The organism is Algoriphagus sp. SE2 (assembly GCF_039563885.1).
GTDB lineage: Bacteria > Bacteroidota > Bacteroidia > Cytophagales > Cyclobacteriaceae > Algoriphagus.
In genome coordinates this window covers 1-24,175 of record NZ_JBCLWJ010000023.1, presented here as the reverse complement: position 1 = coordinate 24,175, position 24,175 = coordinate 1, and the positions used below count along the sequence as shown (strand labels likewise).

Genomic DNA, 24,175 nt, shown 5'->3' with positions numbered 1-24,175 from the left:
ATATCATAGAGTTATTTTGACTCAAAATGAAACCTCCTAACCAAAAAAAATCATTAGATTAGTAGGCACCCAAAGGAATTAAATCTATGCTAAGTATTCAAAAACCCAATGTATATCGTTATATAGCACTTTTCATAATTGTCATAATAATCGGCGTGCAATGGGGTTTTTATGATTCTTACACTAGCCAGTTCCCAACCTTCGAAAACGCAACTACTGTCATCCATATTCACGGTGCCCTTTTAATGGCCTGGTTAGTTTTATTAGTGATACAGCCGATGCTAATATATTTTAAGAAAGCTAAACTTCACCGAACTATCGGCAAAGTATCTTATATATTAGGGCCATTGATTATTATCTCGATGTTTTTGGTTGGGAAAGGTTCCTACTGGCGTGGAGTCGATGTTTTTTCAGAGGTCGAAAACTTAGGTTTCATGGCACTTGATATTCGCGGGTTAATCACGTTTGCCATCTTTTGGGCCTTAGCCATGGGCTACCGCAAAAAGTCTGCTGCCCACATGCGATATATGATAGCCACAGCTATTTTGGCCATTGGTCCTGGAGTGGGACGAGGACTTGTAGCAAGTTTTGATTTACCTCTCTTTACTGCTTTAACTATTACTGATATACTCGACCTAGTAATTGTAGGGGTATTATTGGGTTATGATTTGGTAAAGAAAAACGATTTCAAACCTTATCTGACCGTATTTTTACTTTTATTGGGAGGTTCATTCCTTTGGCAGATTAATGAAAGTAATTTTTGGCAAAACTTTGCCAGTTATTACGTGGAGCTCTTCTATTAAGTAAGCTAAAGGACGTGAATCAATCGATTCCAAAATTATTTTTAGTTGGGTATATACCTTTTGCCTGCAAGGTTTTTCTACATTTTAAATTAAATTGAATGCTAGAAAAATCCCAATCATGAAAAAAATATTCCTAAGCCTGCTTCTTTTGCTCATCGCAGTAGTCGCCATCTTACTATTCAATACCTTTCGGCTCGCTTCCAAACAAGTAGAAGCAGAACCCATCGAAAAAGTAACTTTTTCGGATCAGGTCTACCAAAACCTATCTAAAGCCATCACTTTCCAGACTATCTCTTTTAGTGAAGACGCCATTCCGGATTCAGCTGCTTTCTTTGGCTTTCATCGCTTTTTGGAAGAAACTTTTCCTTTGACACATGCGAATCTTTCTCTGGAAAAAATTAACACCTACAGTCTGCTCTACAAATGGGAAGGCTCTGATCCTTCCAAAAAACCACTGATTATGATGTCTCATCAGGATGTGGTGCCGGTGGATCAACCTACCTTGGGGGCTTGGGAAGCAGCACCTTTTGAAGGAAAAGTAACAGACACACATATCATCGGCCGCGGAACGATGGATGATAAAGGCACTTTGATCGCTGTTTTGGAAGCCGTTGAAAAACTGCTTTCAGAAAATTATCAGCCCACCAGAACTCTTTACATCGCTTCCGGACATGATGAAGAAGTTGGAGGCGGAAAGGGAGCTGCAGAAATCGCTGCTCACCTAAAGGCCCAAGGCGTACAAGCGGCTATGGCGATTGATGAAGGTGGATATATCGCAGAAGGTATGATCCCTGGCGTAAGCTCCCCAGTGGCAATTATCAATTTGGCAGAAAAGGGCTTCGCTTCCTTCAGATTGATCGTAGAAACAAATGGCGGACATAGCTCTGCTCCTCCTCGTGAAAACACCATCGGTATGCTTGCCCAAGCTATCGTAGACTTGGAAAACAATCAATTGCCTTATAAGCTAGTTCCACCGATTGATGCCCAGTTGGAGTATATGGGACCGGAACTTCCATTTTTCACCAAAATAGCTTTTGCCAATCCATGGCTCTTTAAAAAGCAAATCTTAGAAGGCTTAAATGCACATACCACAACTGCGCCGACGATTATCGGTGGTGGAGTGAAAAACAATGTCATCCCAACGGTGGCTGAGGCGACAATCAATTTCCGAATACTACCCGGCGAGACTATCGAGTCGGTAAAGGCCCATATCGAATCGGTCATTTCAGATAAGGTACGCGTAGAGACGGTGGGCTTTTTAACGAATCCTTCTCCCGTATCCTCTGTAGATTCGGAATCCTATACGGCATTGGAAAAAACCATTCGGGGACTGTACACTGGAACTGTAGTAGTCCCGGGTTTAGTCGGTGGGGGTACTGATGCCCGCTATTTTTATGATATCGCTGAAGATGTCTATCGTTTTTACCCAATAAGACTCGATGCGCAGTCAATGACTCGCTTTCATGGTATCGATGAAAAAATAAGCAAGGAGAACTATCAGGAAATCTTGCAGTTCAGTTACCAACTGATAAAAAACTTTAACTAAAAAGTAAAATCAATTCTTATTTCAAGACCCGTTCATTCTTGGACGGGCTTTTTTTTGGGGTTTTGATCCTTTTTTTACTTATTCTTGGAATCTAGGGTTACTTTAAAAATGAAAACTAGTTTACAGATTCCAAAAAAATGACCAATCAAATGATTATAGATGTACATACTCACATCAATAATTACCACGAAGAAAAAGTAAAATCTCTGGAAGATTGCCTTTCCCTGCTCACAGATTCCATGACAGAAAATAAGGTGGATTACTCTCTGGTCCTCACTTCCTACAAAGTCAACGAACATCGACCTAGCACCCAAAAAGTGGTAGAGGCTATTTCACACCAAAAAAATTTAGGAGTTGTAGCTGGCATCAGCTTCTTGCATTATAACCATTGGGACATTCGACAGATTGGTGAATACCTAGGTCAAGGGTTGATCAAAGGATTGAAATTTTATCCGGGATATGAACCATTTTATCCAAATGATAGCCGGTTGAAAGTCTGGTATGAGATGGCAATTGAATATGATGTGCCGGTAATGTTTCACTCAGGAGACACCTATGCTCCTACTGGTCGAGTGAAATATTCTCATCCTCTTCAGATCGATGATTTAGCAGTAGACTATCCCAACCTAAAAATCGTCATTTGTCATCTTGGAAATCCTTGGATCAAAGACTGCATGGAAGTGGTATACAAAAATAAAAATGTCTATGCAGATATCTCGGGGTTGGTCTTAGGTGCCTTTTCCGAGAAATTTGAGCGATTTATGAAGCAAGAAATCGAACAAATGATCACTTATGCAGGAAATCCAAATTACCTTCTTTATGGAACCGATTGGCCGATTTCTAATATGGATTCCTATTTGAAATTTGTCAATCAATTGGATTTGACTCAAGAGAAAAAAGAATTGATCTTATGGAAAAATGCCGCCGAGCTATTTAAAATTGATCTTAAAAACCTGAAGTGACTTAAATCCTTACCTAAACCAAAGCGAATTAATAGCATTTTTTCATGAAATAAAGTACGGTATAATTATAATCGAGTGATTTTCAATTTGGAAAGTGTACCTTCCTGAAGAAATATAAAACCGTAGCTCAACAAGAAGTATTGGTGCGGAGTGTATAACAAACAAGTTAACCCTTATCAGCACTAAGAAATTATGGTGAAAAAAATTCAACTGCTCCTCGGCATATTTATTCTTATTCTAAGTTGCACATCCAAGCAAGATACTATTCCATCTACCGTTTTAACAGGTGCTAAAATTTTTATCGGAAATGGTGAAGTTATTGAAGATGGAGTCATCATTATCCAAGAAGGAATCATAACTGCAATTGGCGGCAATGAAACCAGCATTCCAGAAAATGCAGAATTAATTGATGTCAAAGGAAAATACATTACGCCGGGAATTGTGGATGCACATGTGCATTTCTCACAAACCGGATTTTTTGACGCAAGGCCGGGTACGCTAGACATCAGGGATTCAATAGATTTTGTTAAGGTTCAAGAACAGCAAAAAAACCACCCAGAGCGATACTATGAAGCCTATTTGAGATCAGGGGTCACTGCTGTTTACGATTTAGGTGGCTTTGCCTGGACATTAGACTTGCAAAGATCCGCTGAAAATAATCCCAATGCCCCACATGTAGCTGCGGCCGGTTTACTCCTCACTCCCCCTTCAATTAATAAAACAACCTACAGCAGAACTCCTACAGATAGTCAATTCATAAGTATCACCTCCTCTGAAATTGGCATAGAAGCGGTAAGATTGAATGATAGTTTAGGGGCTACGGGAATCAAAATCCATGAAATATATCTTGATGATACCGTATTCATGAACAGTATGATTGCAGTCAAAAATGAAATTGCCGCTAGGAACAAAAAAATGATAGTGGATGCAGTCACCCTTGAACAAGCTAAACAAGCACTTCTTTTTGGCGCAAAAATCCTGGCTCACAGTGTAGGTGATCAACCGATTGATGAAGAATTTATCAGCTTAGCCAAAGAATTGGATATTATTTATTGCCCCACCTTAGTAGTTTTTGGTGGTTATATCACTGCCTACAGATCGTTGAAAACGGGATTTGAAATTAATGACCCAAATAATGTCATAGATGAAAGGACCAGAAATTTACTCAAGTCATCGAGTCGCTTTTTACAATATTTCCCAGATAATGTGGAGGTTTTTTTCACAGAGCGAACTGACCAAATGATTGCTGGCAGAGAAAAAATCACGTCGGAAAACCTAAAGCGTGTTTATGACGAAGGCATCACTATCGCACTTTCTTCTGACGCAGGAAATCCTGGTACGCTGCATGGAATATCTGTTTATGATGAAATGGAAGCGATGCAAAAGGCAGGGATTCCTACAAAAGACATTATCCAAATGGCAACCAAAAATGGCGCACTCGCAATGGAAAGAGCCAATGATTTTGGAACGCTTGAAAATGGAAAAATGGCCGATCTAATCATTTTGACTGATGACCCTTCTGATGATATTTCAAATATGAGATCAATTACTCATGTTATGAAAAGCGGATTTTTAAGACCAGTGAAAGAGCCTTTTGAGAAGATTCCTGGCAAAGAGTAAACAAGGAGATCACCTAATATCAAAGGATCCTAGAGAGTCTGGGAATTTTCTAATAGAATTGATCTTTGAATCATCTCTATCCAACTAACTGCCCGAACATTTCATTCGGGCTTTTTTGAAAATTAAATACCTTGTTCTGAGTATTGTTAAAGAGATGTTTATTTATGATATTGAGTAGGTTACGCAGTACAATTAGCCAGTAACATAGGCTAATAAAAAATTTGTTGGAGTATTTTTATATTAAAGACAACTCCAATTAACATGAATTTATCTTCAATTTTTTTTTAATCAAGAACCTCTCGGAACTTATGAAAAAATCACTCAAAATCTTTCTTCCATTTTTCATCATACTGATCGCGTGCAACTCATGTAAAAAAGATAACTCCTCCATAAAAGGGACTACTGATCACATCTCTGCAGTGACTAATACTGTAAATGATCTGGCTTTAGTCAATGCTAAAAATGATTCAAAAAACTGGTTGAGTTATGGGCAAAATTATTCCGAAGATCGCTTCAGTCAACTGGAGGAAATTACCACCGAAAATATTGGAAAGCTCGGCCTAAAGTGGTCTTACGATTTAAATTCCATCCGGGGAGTGGAAGCCACACCAGTTGTAGTTGATGGAATAATGTATGTCACAGCTCCATGGAGTATCGTCCATGCCATCGACACGAGGACAGGAAAACAACTCTGGACCTATGATCCAAAAGTGCCGCGCGAGACTGGAGTAAAGGCATGTTGCGATGTGGTCAATCGGGGCGTCGCACTATACCAAGGTAAAGTTTTCGTTGCTTCGCTTGATGGGCGCCTGATTTCAATTGATGCAGCTACAGGAACCAAAATATGGGAACAAGTCACCTTGGATACAACAAAAAATTACACTATTACTGGAGCCCCACGGGTGTTCAAAGGTAAAGTGATTATTGGGAATGGTGGCGCAGAATATGGAGTGAGGGGCTTTATCACAGCCTATGATGCAGAAACTGGGGAACAAGCTTGGCGCTGGTATTCAGTACCAGGAAACCCGAATCTGCCGTTTGAGCAACCAGAATTAGAGATGGCAGCTGAAACCTGGGATCCAAGTGGAAAATACTGGGAGTTTGGCGGTGGAGGTACCATGTGGGACGCCATGGCCTATGATCCCGACCTAAACTTGATGTATGTTGGGGTTGGAAATGGCTCGCCCTGGAATAGAAGACTTCGCTCACCTGGAGGAGGCGATAATCTATTCCTTTCTTCAATAGTTGCTTTGGATCCGGATGATGGAAGTTACAAATGGCACTATCAGGGAACCCCTGGAGATCATTGGGATTATACTGCGACACAATCACTGATATTGGCTGATCTTGAAATCGATGGATCTGAAAGAAAGGTAATTATGCAAGCCCCAAAAAATGGATTTTTCTTTGTGATCGATCGAACAAATGGAGAGTTTATTTCTGCCCAGAATTTTGTGGACGTCAATTGGGCAAGTGGATATGATGAAAAAGGGCGGCCGATAGAAATCTCTGAAGCGGACTATAAAAGTGGCTCTTATGAGGCTATCCCAGGACCACATGGAGCTCATAATTGGCACCCGATGGCCTATAACCCCACAACAGGGCTAGTTTATATTCCTGCACAAGGTATCCCAATTGTAATAGAAGATGACCCGAATTGGGTCGCCAATTCAACCGAGTCAGGAGCTTTTGCCTCCGGAACAGGCTGGAATACTGGCGTCCTATCTTCAGCAACTCCTAAAAAATCACCGACATTTGGTCATTTATTGGCATGGGATCCTGTAAAAAACGAAGTGGCATGGAAAGTAGAGCATGCTACCCCCTGGAATGGAGGTACGTTGAGCACCGCTGGAAATCTGGTTTTTCAAGGTAATTCTGAAGGCAGATTTGTCGCTTATGATGCCCGTACAGGTGAGAAGTTATGGGAAGTCCAAGTCGGAACGGGAGTCATAGCTGCTCCGATCACCTATGAAGTAGATGGGCAGCAGCTTGTAAGTATAGCCGCCGGTTGGGGAGGGAGTATTGGCGTATCTACGAACTTTAGCGAATACCAAAATCAAGGTAGAGTTTACACGTTCGCACTCAATGGAAAAACTCAGATGCCTGAGCTTGAATTAAAGGAAGCCTCAACTATTCTGAGCGGTGTGGCCTATGATCCTCAAGATATTGGACTGGGTACTAAACTCTATATTACACATTGTGTGATTTGTCATGGAGTCCCCGTCTTAGGTAAGGGAGGAAATATTCCAAATCTAGGATTCTCCTCTAAAGACAAGATTGAAAATCTAAAAAACTATGTTTTGACAGACGCTTTGAAGGAACTTGGGATGCCCAATTTTTCAGAAAAATTGACAGAAAGCGAGGTCACAAAAATTCAAGCTTTCATCCAAGGTACCGCTGATGCGGTAAAAGCTCAAATGGAGGCTTCGAAGTAATAGCTGAATTAAAAGAAGCTATACAAACAGAGATAAAGCGACTAAAAAAAATTAGGCCAAGAAAGTAACCATTTCGTTACATCGATGAAAAAACTCCTTCTTAAAAAGCTAACGCATGAACCAAAAAGACTTAAGCTTAGACCTCAACAATCTGAAGGTTTAAATCCGAATTACCAATCGGGATGTGTTAGTCTAATCAAGTTTCTGAGGAATTTCAATCAGAGGAAGCCCTATTTATTTTTTGGACTTTTTCAAGACTTCCTTTTGCCGACACCTTCTTCTTTATAGCTTTTTTTCTTTAAATCAATCGTTTATATTGGAGAGGCATCTTAACATTTGTTTTTTTTAAGCTCCCTTTAATCCTAGTACTATGTCAAAATTTTCAACTTTTATAATCCTGATTTTTTTGCTGATCACTTCTTGTCAAAAACCAGTAGAAAATGGTATTACGGCAGAACTCACTGTTTCTGATGAGGTATTAAAACTCGGAGAAGAAACCTATACGACCGTTTGCGTTGCTTGCCATACAGAAGGTAACACGAACCTTGCTCCTGCCAAAGGTTTATTATCGGGCATGTCTCCTCATGCAATCCTGGCCGCCCTGAACATGGGAAAAATGCGAGTGCAGGCAGAGCAATTGAGCCTAGAAGAACGGGAAGCAGTGGTCCAATACCTCACCAATCAAAAATTAATAAAAACAGTTATTCCAGAATCTGCCTACACTGCTTTCTCCATTTCGGAGGAGGATATCCAATCGGAATTCAATTATTCAGGTTGGGGTGGAGATATGGAAGGCACAGGCTTTCGATCAGTTGCCCAAGCGGGAATCACACCTGAAAACGTTTCATCTTTGGAGCTGCAATGGAGTTTTGCCTTTCCAAACGCCACAATAGTTCGAAGCAAACCTGCCATAATTGGAAATTGGTTGATCGTAGGAAGTCAGTTCGGAGAAGTCTATGCATTGAATCGTCATTCCGGTCAAATCGGATGGATGTTTCAGGCTGATGCTGCAATCCGGGGAGCAATTACCTATACCGCCGAGGATGAAAATCTTACCGCATACTTTGCCGACTATGCGACCAATACCTATTCCGTCGATATCCGAACTGGGGAATTAAACTGGAAGAAAAGAGCTGGTCAACACCCGTTATCTTCGGTCACTGGTTCAGTGGTGGTGCATGATGGTATCGTTTACATCCCTATTACTTCCTTCGAAATAGTCTCAACTCAAGATCCGAACTATGAATGCTGTAACTCATCAGGTGGAGTGACCGCATTGGATGCTAATACCGGGGTTGAAATATGGAAACATAAAGTAATCGCTGAGGAAGCCAAGATTTCCGGGAAAAAGGAAAATGGAGGCTCAATTTATGGTCCTTCCGGCGCTCCTGTTTGGGCAAGTCCTACCGTGGATGCAAAAAGAGGTTTGTTATTCATTGGAACCGGTGAAAACTATACCGCTCCAGCTACCAACACCAGTGACGCAATTCAGGCGCTGGATCTGAAAACGGGAGAATTAAAATGGAATTGGCAGGCCTCCAAAAATGACACTTGGAATATGGGTTGTCCTGATAATCCTAACTGTCCTACGCCAACTGGCCCTGATGTGGATTTCGGAATGGCTCCTATTCTGGTCTATGACCAAATAAATGAAAGAGACATTCTGGTAGTAGGGCAAAAATCAGGAGTCGTCCATGCCCTTCTTCCTGAAAGCGGAAAAGTGATTTGGCAAACCCGAATTGGAAAAGGCGGAGCATTAGGTGGCATCCATTGGGGCATGGCAACTGACGGGGAGTTGGTCTATGCCGCCAATTCTGATAATGTTTATGCTTTGGATCCGAGCGATGAGACTATAGCTCCATCACCTGGAATCTACGCGCTCAACCTGCAAACCGGCGAGAAAGTCTGGAGTGTATCCCCTCCACCCTGTGACCAGGCAACCCGTGAAAACTGTCAGCAATCTAACTCTGCCGCACCGACCGTCATTCCGGGAATCGTTTTCGAAGGCGACCTCAATGGATTTGTAAGGGCTTATTCCACTATAGATGGAACCGTCTTATGGGAATATGACACCGTCAGAGAATATGAAACTGTAAATGGGCAAAAAGGCAGAGGCGGATCGATTGATGGTCCATCTCCTGTGGTGGCAGATGGTATGGTTTACGTCAATTCCGGCTATGCCATGTTTGGAGAAATGCCGGGGAATGTGTTGCTGGCCTTCAAAGTGAAAAGTGAATAATTAAACCAGTGATATCTATCAGTTCTTTTTTACCAAAATACAATCTATGACCTCCAAATTTCTTAGCCTTTTTTTCAGCTTTTTCCTATCTCTTCAACTTAGCCAAGCGACATTAGCACAAGACAACGTTCAGTATGACATTGTTTTAGCCGGTGGCCGAGTGATAGACCCCGAAACCAAGCTGGATGCCGTCCGCAATGTAGGGATTATCCAAAATCGAATTGCTCAAATCAGTTCGGAACCTTTACAGGGAAAGGAAGTCATCGATGTCAGCGGCCTTGTGGTAGCACCGGGATTTATAGATCTGCATGTACATGGTCGGACCAATGTGGAGCAAGAATACCAGCTGCATGATGGAGTTACCACTGCACTGGACTTGGAATGGGGTGTCGAGAATCTTGGCATGTGGTACGAATCCAGAAAATCAAAAGCTTTGATCCATTATGGAGCTAGCGTGAATTGGCCATTTGAGCGATTTAAGTCCATGGAAAAATATCAGCAGGCTGTTCAGACCGCTATAGAGCAATCGGAAAACTGGGAATCCAGCGTCGAGAAATTGAATTCACTTTTTCCGCTTTCCTTTACCGAGCAACTGAATCCTCAAGAAGAAGAAAAAACGCATAAAAATATCAAGGCTTCTCTCGAAGCTGGAGGTTTGGGAATAGGTGTTCCCATTGGATACCTTCCTCAAACCAAGGCAGAAGAAATGTATCGGGTATTTAAATTGGCTGGGGAATTAGATGCGCTGGTATATACTCACGTGCGCATCCCAAATGTCAATTCCGTTCAAGAGGTCATAGCGGATGCCATACTTACCGGAGCTCCCTTACATATCGTCCATATTAACAGCGTATCTCTGGATCAAATCGGCTTATCGATACAGATGGTGCAAACCGCTCAGGATAAAGGATTTGATATTAGCACAGAATTATATCCTTATACTGCTGCTTCGACTGGCTTGGCCAGTGCCATTTTTAATGAGGGGTGGCAGGATCGATTGGGAATCAGTTATGGAGACTTACAATGGGTAGCCACAGGGGAAAGATTAACCAAAGAGACTTTTGAAGCCTACCAAAAAACAGGCGGTGCAGTAATTGTCCACCTGATGAAATCCGAATGGATCAAAACCGGTATAGCAGCTCCTGGGGTGATGATCGCTTCGGACGGTTCTGACTACTCCAAGCTTGCCCATCCACGTACTGCGGGTACTTTTTCCAAAGTTTTAGGAAAATATGTACGGGAAGAAAAAGTCATTGACTTGCCAACTGCAATCGCAAAAATGACTTTTCTACCTGCCAAACGCATGGAAGACTTATCCCCAATGATGCGCTTTAAAGGAAGAATCCAAGTCGGGACCGATGCAGATATCACGATCTTTAATCCTAATACAATCATTGACAAAGCAACTTTTGAAGAAGGCTTAGCCTTTTCCGAAGGAATAGAATATGTGCTGGTCAACGGGACTTTTGTCTTGAGAAATGGTGAGACGGTTTCAAATGTTTTTCCGGGAAATCCAGTTTTTGGCAAGTTTAAGAAGTAAGCATGTGAAAATCAACGAGCCTTAAAATTCATTAAAGATTAATAAGCTAATTCTGATAAGGAGAATAATTCGATAAAAATGAAAGCACTAATTCTATCAATACTTTTAAATACATGTATCCTCACCACTGGAGCAATTGCTCAAAACCTCGACTTTCCTGATTACAAATCTTTACCAGTAAATGGGATCAACAACTGGACTATCCATTGCTTTTAAAAGGTGTCATCTTATAAAGAAAAGGATGACTTCTTTACAGAGTATGGGCTTTGTTTCCTCAAATTCCATTATACCAAGCCCAACCGATATCTCCTGGATCGATATATTCTTCAGAAACAACAATTCGCTCCAGATACTTCATACTTTTAAAACCAATTTGTTTCTCTAATCTCAATCGAAGCGGGGCTCCATGGGGAATACTAAGATTTTTCCCATTCATGCCATAAGCTAATATAGTTTGGGGATGAAAAGCATCGATTAAATCAATGCAATCCAACCAACCATCAAAGGAATAAAAATTCACCCAACGCGCTTTCGGTGAAATCCCTGCATGCTCAAGCAAAGTGCCGAGTGGCAATCCGGTCCATTCCGCAATTGCAGTCCAACCTTCTTCACAAGTATGCCTGGTGATTTGAGTTCTAGCTGCAAAAGTCTTGAGCTTCTTTAAAGAATAGCTAGCAGGACGAGCTACAAGTCCCTCCACAGGAAGGCTCCAATTTTCAAAACCGTTGCGCAACAGTTGATCATAACTTTCACTAAAATACTCTTTAGAAGTATCCGCAGGATTAATAGTGCCCGTAGCAGGCATAGAAGAAATATCGCTGAAGTTATATTCTTTGGCCAAAGATTGCCCTGGAAGTAAAGCTCTATGTGCCGCATAGGTAAAATTATCTCCCATTCGGAGGATATTTCCATAATTGGGAGGCATGGGCTGCTTACAACCAGGAATAAGTAAAGCTCCCAGCGCCGCCACTCCTGTGGTTATTGCCGCACGTCGAGTTATAATTTTCTTCTTCATGGCTGTTTTCCTATGGTCATGTATCGTACTTGTTGTTTAAATCCTGATAAGACAATCATGGAAATGTGCATAATTAGAAAAATCTCCAATCCTATGGAAGTGAAGAAATGGATCGTTCTGGCAGTCTGATAGCCTCCAAATATTTCCAAAAGAAATGGAAATGCGGCAGTGATCGCAGGAGACATGGTGAATCCCGTAATAATCGCCATTGGAAGCGAAATAAAGATAATACTCATGTAAGCGATCTTTTGCAAAACGCCATATTGCGGACCTCCCGTAGGTGGGGCAATTTTAATTTTTAGATGCTCTCTGATATCACGAAATAGCTGTGCTGGTGATAGTTCCCTGATCTTTGGCCAAATATGCTTTTGAAAATGGCCTGTAAACAAGCCGAGAATTATATACACCAAACCCGTCACCACCAGAAACCAAGCAGCTAAGAAGTGAAGGCTCCTACCCCATCCATTTTGATTAAACATTTCTTCCTCTCCTCTTCTTCCTGCGCTTATTGGTGAATCTTTGGAGTCAAAGAATGGGACTTCAGCCTCCCAATCAGTTCGATTATGATTTCTGCTGATTGGTAATTCTAGAAATGCTGGAGTCAATTCATTACCAACTTCGCCCCAATAAAGACGCGGATGAACCATAAGAATTTCAATCCCGGTAAAAACCAACAACAAAAAACTAAGTGTGATAATCCAATGTGAAGTCTTCACCCAAGGCTGATGCTTTTCGTTTTCAGATATGTTTGAAGGCTGAGATTCCATAAAATAAAAATGAATTGGCTTTGCTCTAAACTATTGAAAATAAATATACTATTTAATTTTATCAGCAGAATAATACAATTCCAAGTTGATTTTATCTAGTTACTTTATGAAAATCGAAAAGGGCATCCAGTTTTTTGAATAAGAATATGGCTAGATTAGGGATGTGGAGTTGGATCAATAAAATACTAAAAAACCATCCTCATGAAAGTCTTACATTATCTCCCTATACTATGCTTCATTGCACTTGGTTGCGCAGCACCTACTGAGCATAAGCCAACTTTCGAGCATGATATTACCAGTGGACCTAGCCCCTGGACCAGCGATACTTTTGAACTGGAAGAAGATGATTTCACCTTTGCCATTATTTCAGACCTTACCGGAGGCGAGCGTCCAAATATCTATGGAACAGCTGTTGGGCAGTTGAATCGTCTGGATCCAACATTTGTGCTAAGCGTTGGTGACCTGATTGAGGGCGGTACAGAAGACACACTTCAACTTGCAAAAGAATGGGATTCCTTTGATGGAAGAACTTCCAATTTGAATATGCCATTTTTCCATTTGGGAGGAAATCATGACCTCACCAATCCAGTGATGCGAAAGTTTTTTGAAAATAGATTTGGGCGTCGTTATTATCATTTTGTCTATGAAAACGTCCTCTTTTTGATGCTCGACTCTGAGGATTATGAAGAACAGCGAATGAAAGAAATCTATGAAGCCAGAGCTGAAGCACTAAAAATTCTAGATGGAGAGATTGAGGGAGTCTACCAAGAATCAGAATATTATAAGATGGAGGAACGAAGCATAGGAGGAATGAGTGATGATCAATTTGAATATTACAAAGCTGTCCTTGATAAATATCCCAATGTAAAATGGACCTTTCTTTTGATGCATAAGCCCCTCTGGATGCATGAGGACAATAAAGGCTTGGAACGGTTGGAAGCACTTTTGGTAGATCGTCCATACACCGTTTTCAATGGACATTTCCACTCCTATTCGCATCGCAAAAGACAAGGAAGAGATTACATCATGCTAGGAACTACCGGAGGCAGTCAAAATCCAGCAGACTCAATGGCATTTGATGAAGTCACCTTAGTCAGAATGGATAAAGAACCTGTAATCACCACTCTGAAAATGGAAGGAATATTGGATGAAACCGGTTCGGTGGCTGTGGTTTATGATAGTTTAAACCAAGCTAGAAAAGATTTCTAAGTAAGTTACTAATCTTAAGCTAGGCCTGAGTGATTTTAGCAGATAGTATAGCATTCAGCTTTTTCCCAAAAAGCAAGATTAAAACGCCTCCTACAGCCGCAATCGCAGCATGCATTAACCAGAACTCTGCTGGGCTCATGCTTTCATAAATCCCTCCAAGCCATCCTACCGCAAGATTTGCGACAAAAACAGAGATATAAATAATTCCCATCATAGTGGAGTTGAACCGAGCTGGAGCTCCCCGAGAAACAATAGCCAATAAGGTTGGCATCTGATACATAAAACCTATGCCCATTCCAAATGCGCAAAGGACTGGCCAAATCAGATGTATCTGTCCATCGCCTGCGAAGAAAATACCAAGCAAAAGTGCAAAATGACTGGCCACCGCGATCCACGCCCCAGTTCCAATTTTTTGTAATTCATTAGGTTCGCCCCCTCGGGAAGCCTGCCATTTCCATATTATAAAAAGCAGCGGAACGGCTAAAACAGAAGCAATAGAATCTACTGACTGAAACCATGGAACGGGAATATTAAAACCACCTACGCTCAAATCAACATTTTCCTGAATCCATATTTTAAAAACATTAAAAAGTTGATAATAGCTTGCCGATTGGAAAATGGTTATAATAATAACCACAAGGGATGCTATAACCTTTCTTTTTTCTTCAGAAGACAAACTGGATTTATCGAGATTAGAATGAGCGACTTTTGCAGGAAGGTATCGATAGCCATAAAGATATGTCAACAAACCAATTACCATAAAAACGCCAGCGATTCCAAAGCCATAGTGCCAGCCATAGGCTTGGGCAAGATAGCCGCATAATAACGGACCGAAGATGGCACCAATATTTATAGCTGTGCTGAAGATGACAAAGCCTCGAGTTCGCCGAACTTCATCATCAGCAGGATATAAAGCACCTACCTGTGCTGCAATATTTCCTTTTAGAAAACCAGATCCGATAATCAAAAGTAATAAGGCCAGTAGAAAGGTCTGATCAAAAGCCATAACGATATGGCCTGCAGTCATCAATAGAGCTCCAATCACTACAGCATTTCTTTGACCTGTCCAGCGATCTGCAATTAGTCCTCCAAAAACCGGAGTAAAATAAACAAAGCCAGAATACAAACCAAAGATCAGAGAAGCTATCGCAAGGGTTGAAAGTGGCCCAGTTATGGACTCAATAAGATTTCGGAAGCCTTCAAAACCAGCAATATGCTCGACATGACCAGGTAATAACAACTGATTGACCATGTAAAGCACCAACAAAGCTGTCATTCCATAAAATGAAAATCGTTCCCAAGCCTCCGTGAAAGCCAGGTAGAAAAGACCTTTGGGATGGCCAAAAAAATTCTGCTCCGTGGTGAAAGCAGTCTTACTGGTACCTTCTAAAGATTCACCCTGATTTTCATTCATTTCAATTTTATCGACAGCTTGGTAAAAGTAGCATTTAAAATGAATTAAGTACTTTTTACCAGAAATACATTCAAAAAGGAAATGTTTGAACCTAAAAATCATATTCTGATTTTATTCTCTTTGAAACCTACCTTCTGGTTATTTCCCCTTCACTTAATTGGCTTATTTTTAACAAAAAAAATAATGAAATTAATTTAGTCAATTAGCAAAATTTTATTCCTTGAGATTAATTTGATTTCATTTTGGTAATTGAGAAGAAGAATTATTCTTGATATAAAACTTCTACCGTTCCTCTTCAATGAAAACTTTTATATAATAAAAAACACCTTAATGAAATCAGTCACTGTCGTAGGTTCCGGGATTATTGGTTTGACTTCGGCAAGAAGCCTTCAAGAAGCAGGGTTTCAGGTCAAGCTTATCGCCAAAGAAAAATTCGCAAACACTCTTTCCCATAAAGTTGGCGCCATCTGGTTTCCATTTGAAATAGCACCAAAAGAAAAAACCAATATTTGGGCAACCCAGTCCTATACCCGGTATTTGAAAGATCTAGCTTCCCCTTCGGGAGTATCAGTTATTCCATTTATCAATGCCTATACCACAGATTCAAATACAGATTGGAAGGAACAATTACCGAAAGGGAAAGTACGAGAAGCAACGAAAGCGGAGTTACCAAAAGGAATGGATCAAGCATTATATGCAGAGGTTCCATTAATAGAACCTAGGCTTTATTTACCCTATTTATTCAATCAATTTATTTCTAATGGAGGTAAATTTGAAATAGGGTTTATTGCCTCTTTGGAAGAAATGGCTGATTTGGATAACCTAGTAGTGAATTGTACCGGACTTGGAGCCAAAGAACTTTGTCAAGATGATGAACTTTACCCGATTCGGGGGCAAATCCTTCGCTGTGAAAAAATGGACTCTGTATCTTTTGCAGACCCTACGAAGAAAGGTGCTTTGCGATACATCATTAATCGCAGTACGGATACGGTTATTGGAGGTACAGATTATGAAAATGACTGGAGCCAAGAGGTAAACCCTGATGACACGAAGCTAATCCTGAACCGGGCAAAAGATTCAGGAATAAAAGAAGAACCTAAAATTCTGGAAGAATTGGTAGGGTTACGACCAAAAAGGACAGCTGTTCGATTTGAGTATGACCCAGAATTCAAAAACGTTTTCCACAATTACGGCCATGGAGGCGCAGGATATACGGTAGCTTGGGGTTGTGCTTTGGAACTTGCTGATCTTTTAAAAGGGGGTTAATTATGGTCTGTAAAGACACAGTTCAATGAGGAAGGATTTAAAAGGAAGTGGTAGTGGTCTGCGGAGACACAGACCAATGTGAGGCGGAGGGCTGGGGCTGTGCTTTGGAGTTGGCCACTCTTTTTCAATCAACCTAGATTAAATAACTCAATATTGAAGATGTTTTGTCACCTTATTTCCACTTTTTACAACCACAACCTAGAATCATGAAATCAACCTTTTCCTTATTAGCAGCTATCTTACTATTCATTGCATGCTCCTCCCCAGAAAAATATGATGTTCTCATCAAAAATGGACAGATTGTCGACGGATCAGGTACTACCTCTTATGTAGGAGATGTGGGAATCAATTCGGACACGATAGCTGCAATAGGAAATCTGGCAGGCGCTAAAGGAGAAATAGAAATCGACGCCACTGGTCTTGTGGTTGCTCCTGGATTTATCAATATGCTGAGTTGGGCAGTAGAGTCCCTTATCGAAGATGGACGTTCCCAAAGTGATATTCGTCAAGGAGTGACGTTAGAGGTTTTTGGAGAAGGCACTTCAATGGGACCTCTGAATGAGGAAATGAAAAAAGAGGAGTTGAGCATGCAAGGGGATATTAAATACCCAATCAACTGGACTTCGCTGAGTGAATACCTTGATTTTTTGGTTGATAAAGGTATTTCTACCAATGTTGCTTCCTTTATTGGAGCCACAACAGTCAGAATCCATGAACTTGGGTATGAAGATCGTGCACCCACTCCGGAAGAATTAAGAGCCATGAAAAACTTGGTTCGACAGGCCATGGAAGAAGGTGCTTTGGGAGTTGGTTCTTCTTTGATTTATGCACCTGCTTTCTATGCAAGCACTGAGGAACTGATCGAATTATGTAAAGTAGCTTCTGAATACGACGGCATGTACATTTCCCATATGCGTAGTGAAGGAGGTAGACTGCTGGAAAGTTTGGATGAATTGATCCGGATTGCAGATGAGGCCGATATCCGTGCGGAGGTATACCATCTCAAAATGAGTGGACAGGCCAATTGGGATAAATACGATGCAGTAGTCGCAAAGATCGATTCTGCCAGAGCCGCCGGTCTGGAAATCACAACCGATATGTATAACTATATCGCAGGAGCTACAGGTTTGGATGCTTCTATGCCTCCATGGGTACAGGAAGGTGGTTACGAAAAATGGGCGGAACGCCTTCAGGACCCAGCCATCAGGAAGCGAGTCTTAAAAGAAATGACTACTCCCACCAATGAATGGGAAAGCCTGATGCAAGCAGTGGAAGGTCCTGAAAAAATTATTTTGGTAGGATTTAAAAATGATAGCTTGAAATATCTCACCGGAAAGACCTTGGCTGAAGTCGCTGGCATAAGAGGTTTGTCACCGGAAGAGACCGCCATGGATTTAGTAGTTCAGGATGGAAGCAGAGTAGGCACCATCTATTTTTTGATGTCTGAAATAAATGTGAAAAAACAAATTGCGCTTCCCTATATGAGTTTTGGATCAGATGCTGGCTCCTACTCGATAGAAGGAGTATTTCTCAAGTCAAGTTATCATCCTAGAGCCTTTGGAAATTTTTCCAGGTTGCTGGGTAAATACGTTAGAGATGAAAAAGTAATTCCTTTAGAAGAAGCCATTTATAAATTGACCACCTTACCCGCCACAAATCTCAAAATTAAAAAGCGTGGTGCTTTGAAAGAAGGCTTTTTTGCAGATCTGGCGATCTTTGATCCGAATGAAATTCAAGACCATGCGACTTTTGAGGAACCTATGCAGTACGCCACAGGGATGGTTCATGTTTTTGTTAACGGAAGTCAAGTCCTCAAAGATGGAGAGCATACAGGGGCTTTACCGGGACAGGTAGTGAAAGGGCCAGGATATAAAGAGTAAGGTTATCAAAAGGAGCTATTTTTAAGAGTAAATTATAAAGAAGGAAATCCTCTCATAAAAAAAACTACTAAAGTTGATTTTTAGAGAATAACTTCATCAAAAATCCAGAATTAACTATAAACCCATAATGAAAACCAGATCGTTATTTATATCACTTCTCTCTTTCGCTTTAATTCTTAGCACTTTCTCAATAAGCCTTGGTCAGTCCACCAAGCCATTTGTTTACGGTGACCTTTTACCGGATGCTCCGGAATTAGCTCCAAGGGGTGAATTTTCTGTCGGCGTAAGAACTTTAGATTTCATCAATGAAAATCAGCTGGATATTCTCAACTATGGAAAAGGCGGAGATTCACTTTACAATCGACCTTTAAAAGTTGAAATCTGGTACCCTGCTGAAACTATTGCAGCAGCTACTGAATTAATTTCTTACGATGAAGTAATGGGGCAGAACGGTTCCCCAACCAGACCAATTATTCCCTTTACATTTTTAGGCAGAGCAACAAGAAATGCAAATCCTCTTGATGGAGGGTACTCTTATCCTTTGGTGATCGTCTCACATGGCTATACAGGATCCCGATATTTAATGACCTATCTGACCGAAAACTTGGCTTCCAAAGGGTATGTTGTGGTAGCTATCGATCATACAGAAGCAACTTTTCGAGATGCGGCAGGTTTTCAAAGCACTTTGTTAAACCGTTCGTTGGATGATCTCTTTGTGCTCAATGAAATAGCTAAATTAAGTCAGGATGATAGTTCCTTTTTAAATGGGCTGGTAGATGCAGATAATACTGCCTTAATCGGCTATTCTATGGGTGGATATGGAGCGGTCAATGTAGCAGGGGGTGGATACAGTCCCCAGGCAGCGCAACTCTTCGGAGGGATGACCGGAGGAAGTAATGCTTTATTAAAGAGGACCATTGGCAATCCGGAATTCGAGGCATCCATAGACCCAAGAATCAAAGTCATTGTAGCCTTCGCTCCCTGGGGAATGCAACGGGGCGTATGGAATGCAGAAGGCCTAGCCGGCATCAAAATCCCTTCCTTATTCATCGCTGGTAGCAAGGATGATATTTCTGGGTATGAAGATGGTACCAAGGCTATTTATGAAGGTGCAATTAACTCAGATAGATATTTGCTCACTTTTATCGATGCAAGACATAATGTGGCTCCAAATCCTGCACCTAAAGAATCTCTAAATCCCGATTTGAATATCGATGAGTACTTGAGATATGCAGATTCCGTTTGGGATTCAAGAAGAATGAATAATATCAACCAACACTTTGTAACTGCATTCTTGGGAAAATATCTAAAGGGCGATGACAGTTATCAGAAATACCTGGATGTGAATGCAGACCCTGAAGCCAAAGAATGGCCGGGATTCAAACCTAGAACAACTATTGGGTTGGAAATGGAGCATCAAGACGCTAACAACTAGTAAATCCCATTTCCTAATTTTGAAAAAGCAATTTGATTAGTTGACCGGCAACCATACAATGTATCATGAGAAGAGGTTTTGAGTTTCTCAAAAAGCTTAAAAAAAATAACAATCGAGAATGGTTTCACGAGCACAAATCCGAGTATGATTTGATTAAGGAAGAGAACAAGCAGTTTTTCAATCAGATCTACTCAGAGCTCCAAAAACACGATCGTTTAACTAAAGTTCATATTTCGAGGATAAACCGGGACATTCGATTTTCAAAAGATAAAACACCTTATAAAAGCAATTTTGGAGCGGGATACGCTCGGCTCAAACCCATGCTGAGAGGTGGATATTACATTCAATTAGGACCTGATACCAGTTTTGTCGGAGGAGGATTTTGGGCACCCAATAAAGAAGATTTACTTCGAATTCGTCAGGAATTTGAAATGGATTCTTCGGGAATTACTAGCATAACTTCTGATAAAACTTTCCTGAATTACTTCGGGGAACTGCAAGGAGAAGAAGGGGTGAAAAATGCTCCAAAAGGCTTTGATAAAGATCATCCCGCGATTGATTTGATCAAGAAAAAGCAATTTGTAGTAAAAAGGAAATTTACTGATGTGGAAGTTTTCTCAGATGATTTTCAGAAAGAAGTCATTCGGACCTTTTTGGCGATGCGCCCATTTTTTGATTATATGAGTGAAGTGCTCACGACCGATACAAATGGAGAGTCGTTATTTCAGTAATTACTCATCCCATTCTTTTGAAGTTATAAAATCGGTATACGGAAAAAGTCATTTTTCAAATTTAATGGTAGGCAGAGATTTCCCACCTGCGGTAGGCAAGCTCCCTTAGGTAGGCGAGCTCCCTTAGGTCGAAATGACATCCGACAAGAAAAATTGATGCAATTTATTGCTCACCCGTTTTATCACTAAATTATTAGGATTGATTTATCCGTTTAATTGAATTATATTGAGTTGAATAGGATAAATAAAGGTTAAGCCAGCTTCCTCTTTAAGCCTATTAAAAACTGTTTTATTAAATTGATTTTTTGTCAATCCTACTTTCTGTAGAAAACCTCTCAAAAATTTTAGTGGAAAAAGAATCTATATCCCGTATTGTTAAAAAAATCTCCGAAGAAAAATGTCTGGTGATTTTAGGTCCTGAGCTGCTCTATGAAAACGGAGAGAGCATCAATAGTAAGCTTTTCAAATTTCTTCATGACGCACATGGAGATCAGGTAAAATATTATCCAGAAGATGAGATGTTTAAGTTTGACAACTCCCTTCCTATTGTTGCGATTGAAGATGATATCGCGGAATTTTATAATCAATTAGAACCCAATGAACTCTATAAAAAAATTGCAGAGGTCCCATTCACAACTATCATCAACACCGCTCAGGACAGGACCCTTAATAAAGCCTTTGAAGAAAAAAATATTCCATTTGATTACGAATATTACCGAAAAGAAGAAGCGCAACCTGAGTATACCAGAAAAAATAAAACACTGATTTACAATATTTTTGGAGACTACTCAAAGATTAATTCTATCATATTGACTTTTGATAATTTATTTGACTATCTCTTCAGTATTATCGGTGATTATGAGCTAAACATCAAAAGCGAACTTAGACGGGCTACTTCGGTATTATTTATTGGATTCAATTTTGATAAATGGTATTTCAAATTGCTGCTCAGACTGATTAAAATAAACGAGAATAAGCTGTTACACTCTCATGATATAACTCAGGAAAATTATAAAAGCTTTTATTCTGAGGAGTTTAAAGTGGCATTCTTTGGAAGTAGTTCTGCTGAGGAAATCATTTCAGAGATCCACAATCAAGCTGTCGAGAAAGGCCTTATTATCTCTAAACCAGAAATTTTTGTTTCCTATGCCTGGGGAGGAGAAAGCGAAGAGATTGTCAATAAACTAGATGAAGTTTTAGAAAAAAACAGTCTCAAACTCATCAGAGATAAGCGTGATCTGGCCTATCAGGAACGGATCAGTTTTTTTATGGATCAAATAGGAAAAGGAAAAGGAATTGTTGTGGTGATCAGCGAAAAGTATTTGAAGTCCCATTATTGCATGTACGAGCTTTTGGAAATCTATCAAAACAAGGACTTCGAATCGAGAATTATCCCGATTGTACTTTCAGATGCAAAGATTTACGACACGGAATCTCTTTTGTCCTATCAGGAGTTTTGGAATGGAGAGAAAAATAAACTGGATCAAAAAATAAAAGAAAATGGAGGCGATGCCATCGCTGTTATTGGAGAGGAATACAAGTTGTTTAAGCGGGTAGTAGACAACTTGGGTGAATTGATGAGGATACTAAAAGACATCAACTCATTATCTCCGGAAGAGCATCTGAAATCAGAGTTTGCTGGAATCATCAAAGCACTCAAAGAAAAGATCTAGCAAGAAATCCAATGGAAAAGCAATACAGATATCCCGGCACCAGACCCTTTCAAGAAGATGATCGCAACTTATTTTTCGGTCGAAACCATGATATAGAGAAGCTGACAGAACTTATTGTTCTTGAAAAGATGACCGTTCTTTTCAGTAAATCAGGTTATGGGAAATCCTCTTTGCTCAATGCCGGGGTAATCCCAAGACTTAAGGAAGTAGAGAATTTCCAAACACTCAACATTCGACTCAATGACCCGAAGCGAAACCCTGTCGAATTACTGAATTATCATCTCAAAACCACAGACGAGAATAACACCTTTTTAAGCTCAAAATTTAATATCCCAGCTGAACTGCCTCATGATACCTCAGCAAAACTCTGGTACTATGCAAAGTCTATCCAGCTTTCCCATAAAGAAGCTCCTGCATTAGTTCTAATTTTCGATCAATTTGAAGAACTCTTTAATTATTCTCCAACTGAGATAAAAGCCTTTGCAAGCGAGCTGGCAACCTTACTCAACCCAAATCTTATCCCTGCGGTACGAAGCTTATTTAAACAGAAAATTGCTGCTACACGGGACTACTTCACCAAAGATGAAACAGACCTTTTATTGGAGCCACTCAATCTTAAAGTGGTTTTTTCCCTGCGTAGCGACCGGATCAGTCTGCTCAACCAGTTAAAAGATTCCATTCCTGCAATATTTAAAAAAACTTATGAACTTCAACCTTTAAACGAGACCCAGGCAAGGGAAGCACTCCTGGAACCGGCCGAAAAAGACGGGGATTTTGCTTCTCCAAAATTCTCCTTTACCAAGGATGCCCAAGACCTTATTCTGAAAAGCCTGATAGACAAAGAAAAAAAGCGAATCGAAACCTTCCAACTTCAATTGATCTGTCAGCATGCGGAGGAAAAAATAATTCAAAAGCATCAAGAAAACCCCAATTCCACGCAGCTAGAAATTAATGCCGCCGAGCTGGGTAAACCTGAAGATATCTTCGAAGAGCATTACAATACCATAATTGGTAGTCTACCGGAAGAATCCCAACATAAAGCCCGGATACTGATTGAGGATAAATTAATCATAGGAGGGAACCGGGTTCCGCTACCAGAGACTGTAATCACTACAGAACACCAAATTCCTGAGAAACTCCTAAAAACCTTAGTCGATAAACGCTTACTCCGCTCGGAGCCGAATACAGTCGGAGGAACCAGCTACGAATTAAGTCACGATACCTTGGTAGCTCCCATTCAAAAAACGGCTCAGATCAGAAGGGAAAGGGAGGCCCAGGAAGAAGCAAAAAAACAAACTGAACTGGAACGCGCTGAAAAACTTAAAATCCAAAATAGGCTAAGGAAAACAAGAGTACTATTAGGCGTGGCTGTTGTCGGATTACTCATAGCTATTGCTGCTATTTTTTATGCATTTAATCAAACAGATAAAGCTGAGAAACAAGCTAAAACCTCCAAAGCATTGTCGTTAACTTCCACTGCAAGAGATTTATTGGCAAAGGGGATGAAAACCGAAGCCTTAAGAGTAGCCGAATATGCCTATACTACAGCCCTGGAAGCTAATCCCCTCCCACCCACCCCTATTTTGTCCCTAATGGGGCAAGCATATTATTTGGACAGCCCAATACAAACTGAAAAATTC

The 24,175-nt window shown here is 40.6% G+C and carries 18 protein-coding genes; 15 read left to right on the top strand and 3 right to left on the bottom strand.

Translation table 11 applies throughout. The annotated features are described in order from the left end of the window. The first annotated feature begins 155 nt into the window (after positions 1–155). The 8 genes from AAGF08_RS18865 to AAGF08_RS18830 all read left to right on the top strand — a co-directional run bounded on the left by AAGF08_RS18865 (position 156) and on the right by AAGF08_RS18830 (position 11,361). Positions 156–803, top strand: a complete 648-nt coding sequence (locus AAGF08_RS18865) for a hypothetical protein (protein ID WP_343512950.1) — start codon at positions 156–158, stop codon at positions 801–803. Positions 804–921: 118 nt separating this feature from the next. Then, positions 922–2,349 (top strand): M20 family peptidase, encoded by a 1,428-nt coding sequence (locus tag AAGF08_RS18860; protein WP_343512948.1) that lies wholly within the window; start codon positions 922–924, stop codon positions 2,347–2,349. A gap of 137 nt (positions 2,350–2,486) precedes the next feature. After that, complete coding sequence (locus AAGF08_RS18855) at positions 2,487–3,311, top strand: amidohydrolase family protein (protein ID WP_343512947.1); 825 nt, start codon at positions 2,487–2,489, stop codon at positions 3,309–3,311. Positions 3,312–3,503: 192 nt separating this feature from the next. Further along, entirely contained in the window at positions 3,504–4,931 is a 1,428-nt protein-coding gene (locus AAGF08_RS18850) for an amidohydrolase family protein (protein WP_343512946.1), read from the top strand. Between the two features lie 308 nt (positions 4,932–5,239). Beyond that, positions 5,240–7,366 (top strand): PQQ-dependent dehydrogenase, methanol/ethanol family, encoded by a 2,127-nt coding sequence (locus tag AAGF08_RS18845; RefSeq protein WP_343512944.1) that lies wholly within the window; start codon positions 5,240–5,242, stop codon positions 7,364–7,366. A gap of 370 nt (positions 7,367–7,736) precedes the next feature. Further along, entirely contained in the window at positions 7,737–9,605 is a 1,869-nt protein-coding gene (locus AAGF08_RS18840; RefSeq protein WP_343512943.1) for a PQQ-binding-like beta-propeller repeat protein, read from the top strand. A gap of 46 nt (positions 9,606–9,651) precedes the next feature. Further along, complete coding sequence (locus AAGF08_RS18835) at positions 9,652–11,145, top strand: amidohydrolase family protein (RefSeq protein ID WP_343512942.1); 1,494 nt, start codon at positions 9,652–9,654, stop codon at positions 11,143–11,145. A 78-nt stretch (positions 11,146–11,223) separates the two neighbouring features. Continuing rightward, the gene (locus AAGF08_RS18830; protein WP_343512941.1) at positions 11,224–11,361 is read left to right on the top strand and encodes a hypothetical protein; all 138 of its coding nucleotides are present in this window, start codon (positions 11,224–11,226) and stop codon (positions 11,359–11,361) included. Positions 11,362–11,419: 58 nt separating this feature from the next. Here AAGF08_RS18830 and AAGF08_RS18825 read toward each other — a convergent pair whose 3' ends face one another. Continuing rightward, on the bottom strand, positions 11,420–12,160 hold the full coding sequence (locus AAGF08_RS18825; protein ID WP_343512940.1) for a molybdopterin-dependent oxidoreductase: 741 nt from the start codon (positions 12,158–12,160) through the stop codon (positions 11,420–11,422). Further along, complete coding sequence (locus AAGF08_RS18820) at positions 12,157–12,927, bottom strand: cytochrome b/b6 domain-containing protein (protein WP_343512939.1); 771 nt, start codon at positions 12,925–12,927, stop codon at positions 12,157–12,159. The genes AAGF08_RS18825 and AAGF08_RS18820 overlap by 4 nt, the downstream gene beginning before the upstream one ends. Before the next feature lie 201 nt (positions 12,928–13,128). Here AAGF08_RS18820 and AAGF08_RS18815 point away from each other — a divergent pair, with 201 nt between their 5' ends. Beyond that, positions 13,129–14,136: a metallophosphoesterase gene (locus tag AAGF08_RS18815; protein WP_343512938.1), complete on the top strand. Its 1,008-nt coding sequence runs from the start codon at positions 13,129–13,131 to the stop codon at positions 14,134–14,136. Positions 14,137–14,155: 19 nt separating this feature from the next. Here AAGF08_RS18815 and AAGF08_RS18810 read toward each other — a convergent pair whose 3' ends face one another. After that, positions 14,156–15,550 carry a peptide MFS transporter gene (locus AAGF08_RS18810; RefSeq protein ID WP_343512937.1) on the bottom strand — a complete coding sequence of 465 codons (1,395 nt, stop codon included), beginning with the start codon at positions 15,548–15,550 and terminating at the stop codon, positions 14,156–14,158. A gap of 330 nt (positions 15,551–15,880) precedes the next feature. Here AAGF08_RS18810 and AAGF08_RS18805 point away from each other — a divergent pair, with 330 nt between their 5' ends. The 6 genes from AAGF08_RS18805 to AAGF08_RS18780 all read left to right on the top strand — a co-directional run. Beyond that, positions 15,881–16,816 carry an FAD-dependent oxidoreductase gene (locus AAGF08_RS18805; RefSeq protein ID WP_343512936.1) on the top strand — a complete coding sequence of 312 codons (936 nt, stop codon included), beginning with the start codon at positions 15,881–15,883 and terminating at the stop codon, positions 16,814–16,816. A 206-nt stretch (positions 16,817–17,022) separates the two neighbouring features. After that, positions 17,023–18,696 (top strand): D-aminoacylase, encoded by a 1,674-nt coding sequence (locus AAGF08_RS18800; protein ID WP_343512935.1) that lies wholly within the window; start codon positions 17,023–17,025, stop codon positions 18,694–18,696. Positions 18,697–18,823: 127 nt separating this feature from the next. Beyond that, positions 18,824–20,131 (top strand): dienelactone hydrolase family protein, encoded by a 1,308-nt coding sequence (locus AAGF08_RS18795; protein WP_343512934.1) that lies wholly within the window; start codon positions 18,824–18,826, stop codon positions 20,129–20,131. Positions 20,132–20,196: 65 nt separating this feature from the next. After that, positions 20,197–20,862 carry a DUF2461 domain-containing protein gene (locus AAGF08_RS18790; RefSeq protein ID WP_343512932.1) on the top strand — a complete coding sequence of 222 codons (666 nt, stop codon included), beginning with the start codon at positions 20,197–20,199 and terminating at the stop codon, positions 20,860–20,862. Between the two features lie 305 nt (positions 20,863–21,167). Further along, complete coding sequence (locus AAGF08_RS18785; RefSeq protein ID WP_343512930.1) at positions 21,168–22,535, top strand: toll/interleukin-1 receptor domain-containing protein; 1,368 nt, start codon at positions 21,168–21,170, stop codon at positions 22,533–22,535. Between the two features lie 11 nt (positions 22,536–22,546). Beyond that, the coding region (locus AAGF08_RS18780) for a hypothetical protein (RefSeq protein ID WP_343512929.1) at positions 22,547–24,175 on the top strand (1,629 nt) is incomplete at its 3' end.

Coding starts and splice junctions, on each gene's coding strand:
- AAGF08_RS18850 (WP_343512946.1), top strand. CDS start 3,504: ATGGTGAAAAAAATTCAACTGCTCCTCGGCATATTTATTCTTATTCTA.
- AAGF08_RS18825 (WP_343512940.1), bottom strand. CDS start 12,160: ATGAAGAAGAAAATTATAACTCGACGTGCGGCAATAACCACAGGAGTG.
- AAGF08_RS18820 (WP_343512939.1), bottom strand. CDS start 12,927: ATGGAATCTCAGCCTTCAAACATATCTGAAAACGAAAAGCATCAGCCT.
- AAGF08_RS18830 (WP_343512941.1), top strand. CDS start 11,224: ATGAAAGCACTAATTCTATCAATACTTTTAAATACATGTATCCTCACC.
- AAGF08_RS18800 (WP_343512935.1), top strand. CDS start 17,023: ATGAAATCAACCTTTTCCTTATTAGCAGCTATCTTACTATTCATTGCA.
- AAGF08_RS18815 (WP_343512938.1), top strand. CDS start 13,129: ATGAAAGTCTTACATTATCTCCCTATACTATGCTTCATTGCACTTGGT.
- AAGF08_RS18805 (WP_343512936.1), top strand. CDS start 15,881: ATGAAATCAGTCACTGTCGTAGGTTCCGGGATTATTGGTTTGACTTCG.
- AAGF08_RS18810 (WP_343512937.1), bottom strand. CDS start 15,550: ATGAATGAAAATCAGGGTGAATCTTTAGAAGGTACCAGTAAGACTGCT.
- AAGF08_RS18835 (WP_343512942.1), top strand. CDS start 9,652: ATGACCTCCAAATTTCTTAGCCTTTTTTTCAGCTTTTTCCTATCTCTT.
- AAGF08_RS18795 (WP_343512934.1), top strand. CDS start 18,824: ATGAAAACCAGATCGTTATTTATATCACTTCTCTCTTTCGCTTTAATT.
- AAGF08_RS18845 (WP_343512944.1), top strand. CDS start 5,240: ATGAAAAAATCACTCAAAATCTTTCTTCCATTTTTCATCATACTGATC.
- AAGF08_RS18855 (WP_343512947.1), top strand. CDS start 2,487: ATGACCAATCAAATGATTATAGATGTACATACTCACATCAATAATTAC.
- AAGF08_RS18860 (WP_343512948.1), top strand. CDS start 922: ATGAAAAAAATATTCCTAAGCCTGCTTCTTTTGCTCATCGCAGTAGTC.
- AAGF08_RS18840 (WP_343512943.1), top strand. CDS start 7,737: ATGTCAAAATTTTCAACTTTTATAATCCTGATTTTTTTGCTGATCACT.
- AAGF08_RS18790 (WP_343512932.1), top strand. CDS start 20,197: ATGAGAAGAGGTTTTGAGTTTCTCAAAAAGCTTAAAAAAAATAACAAT.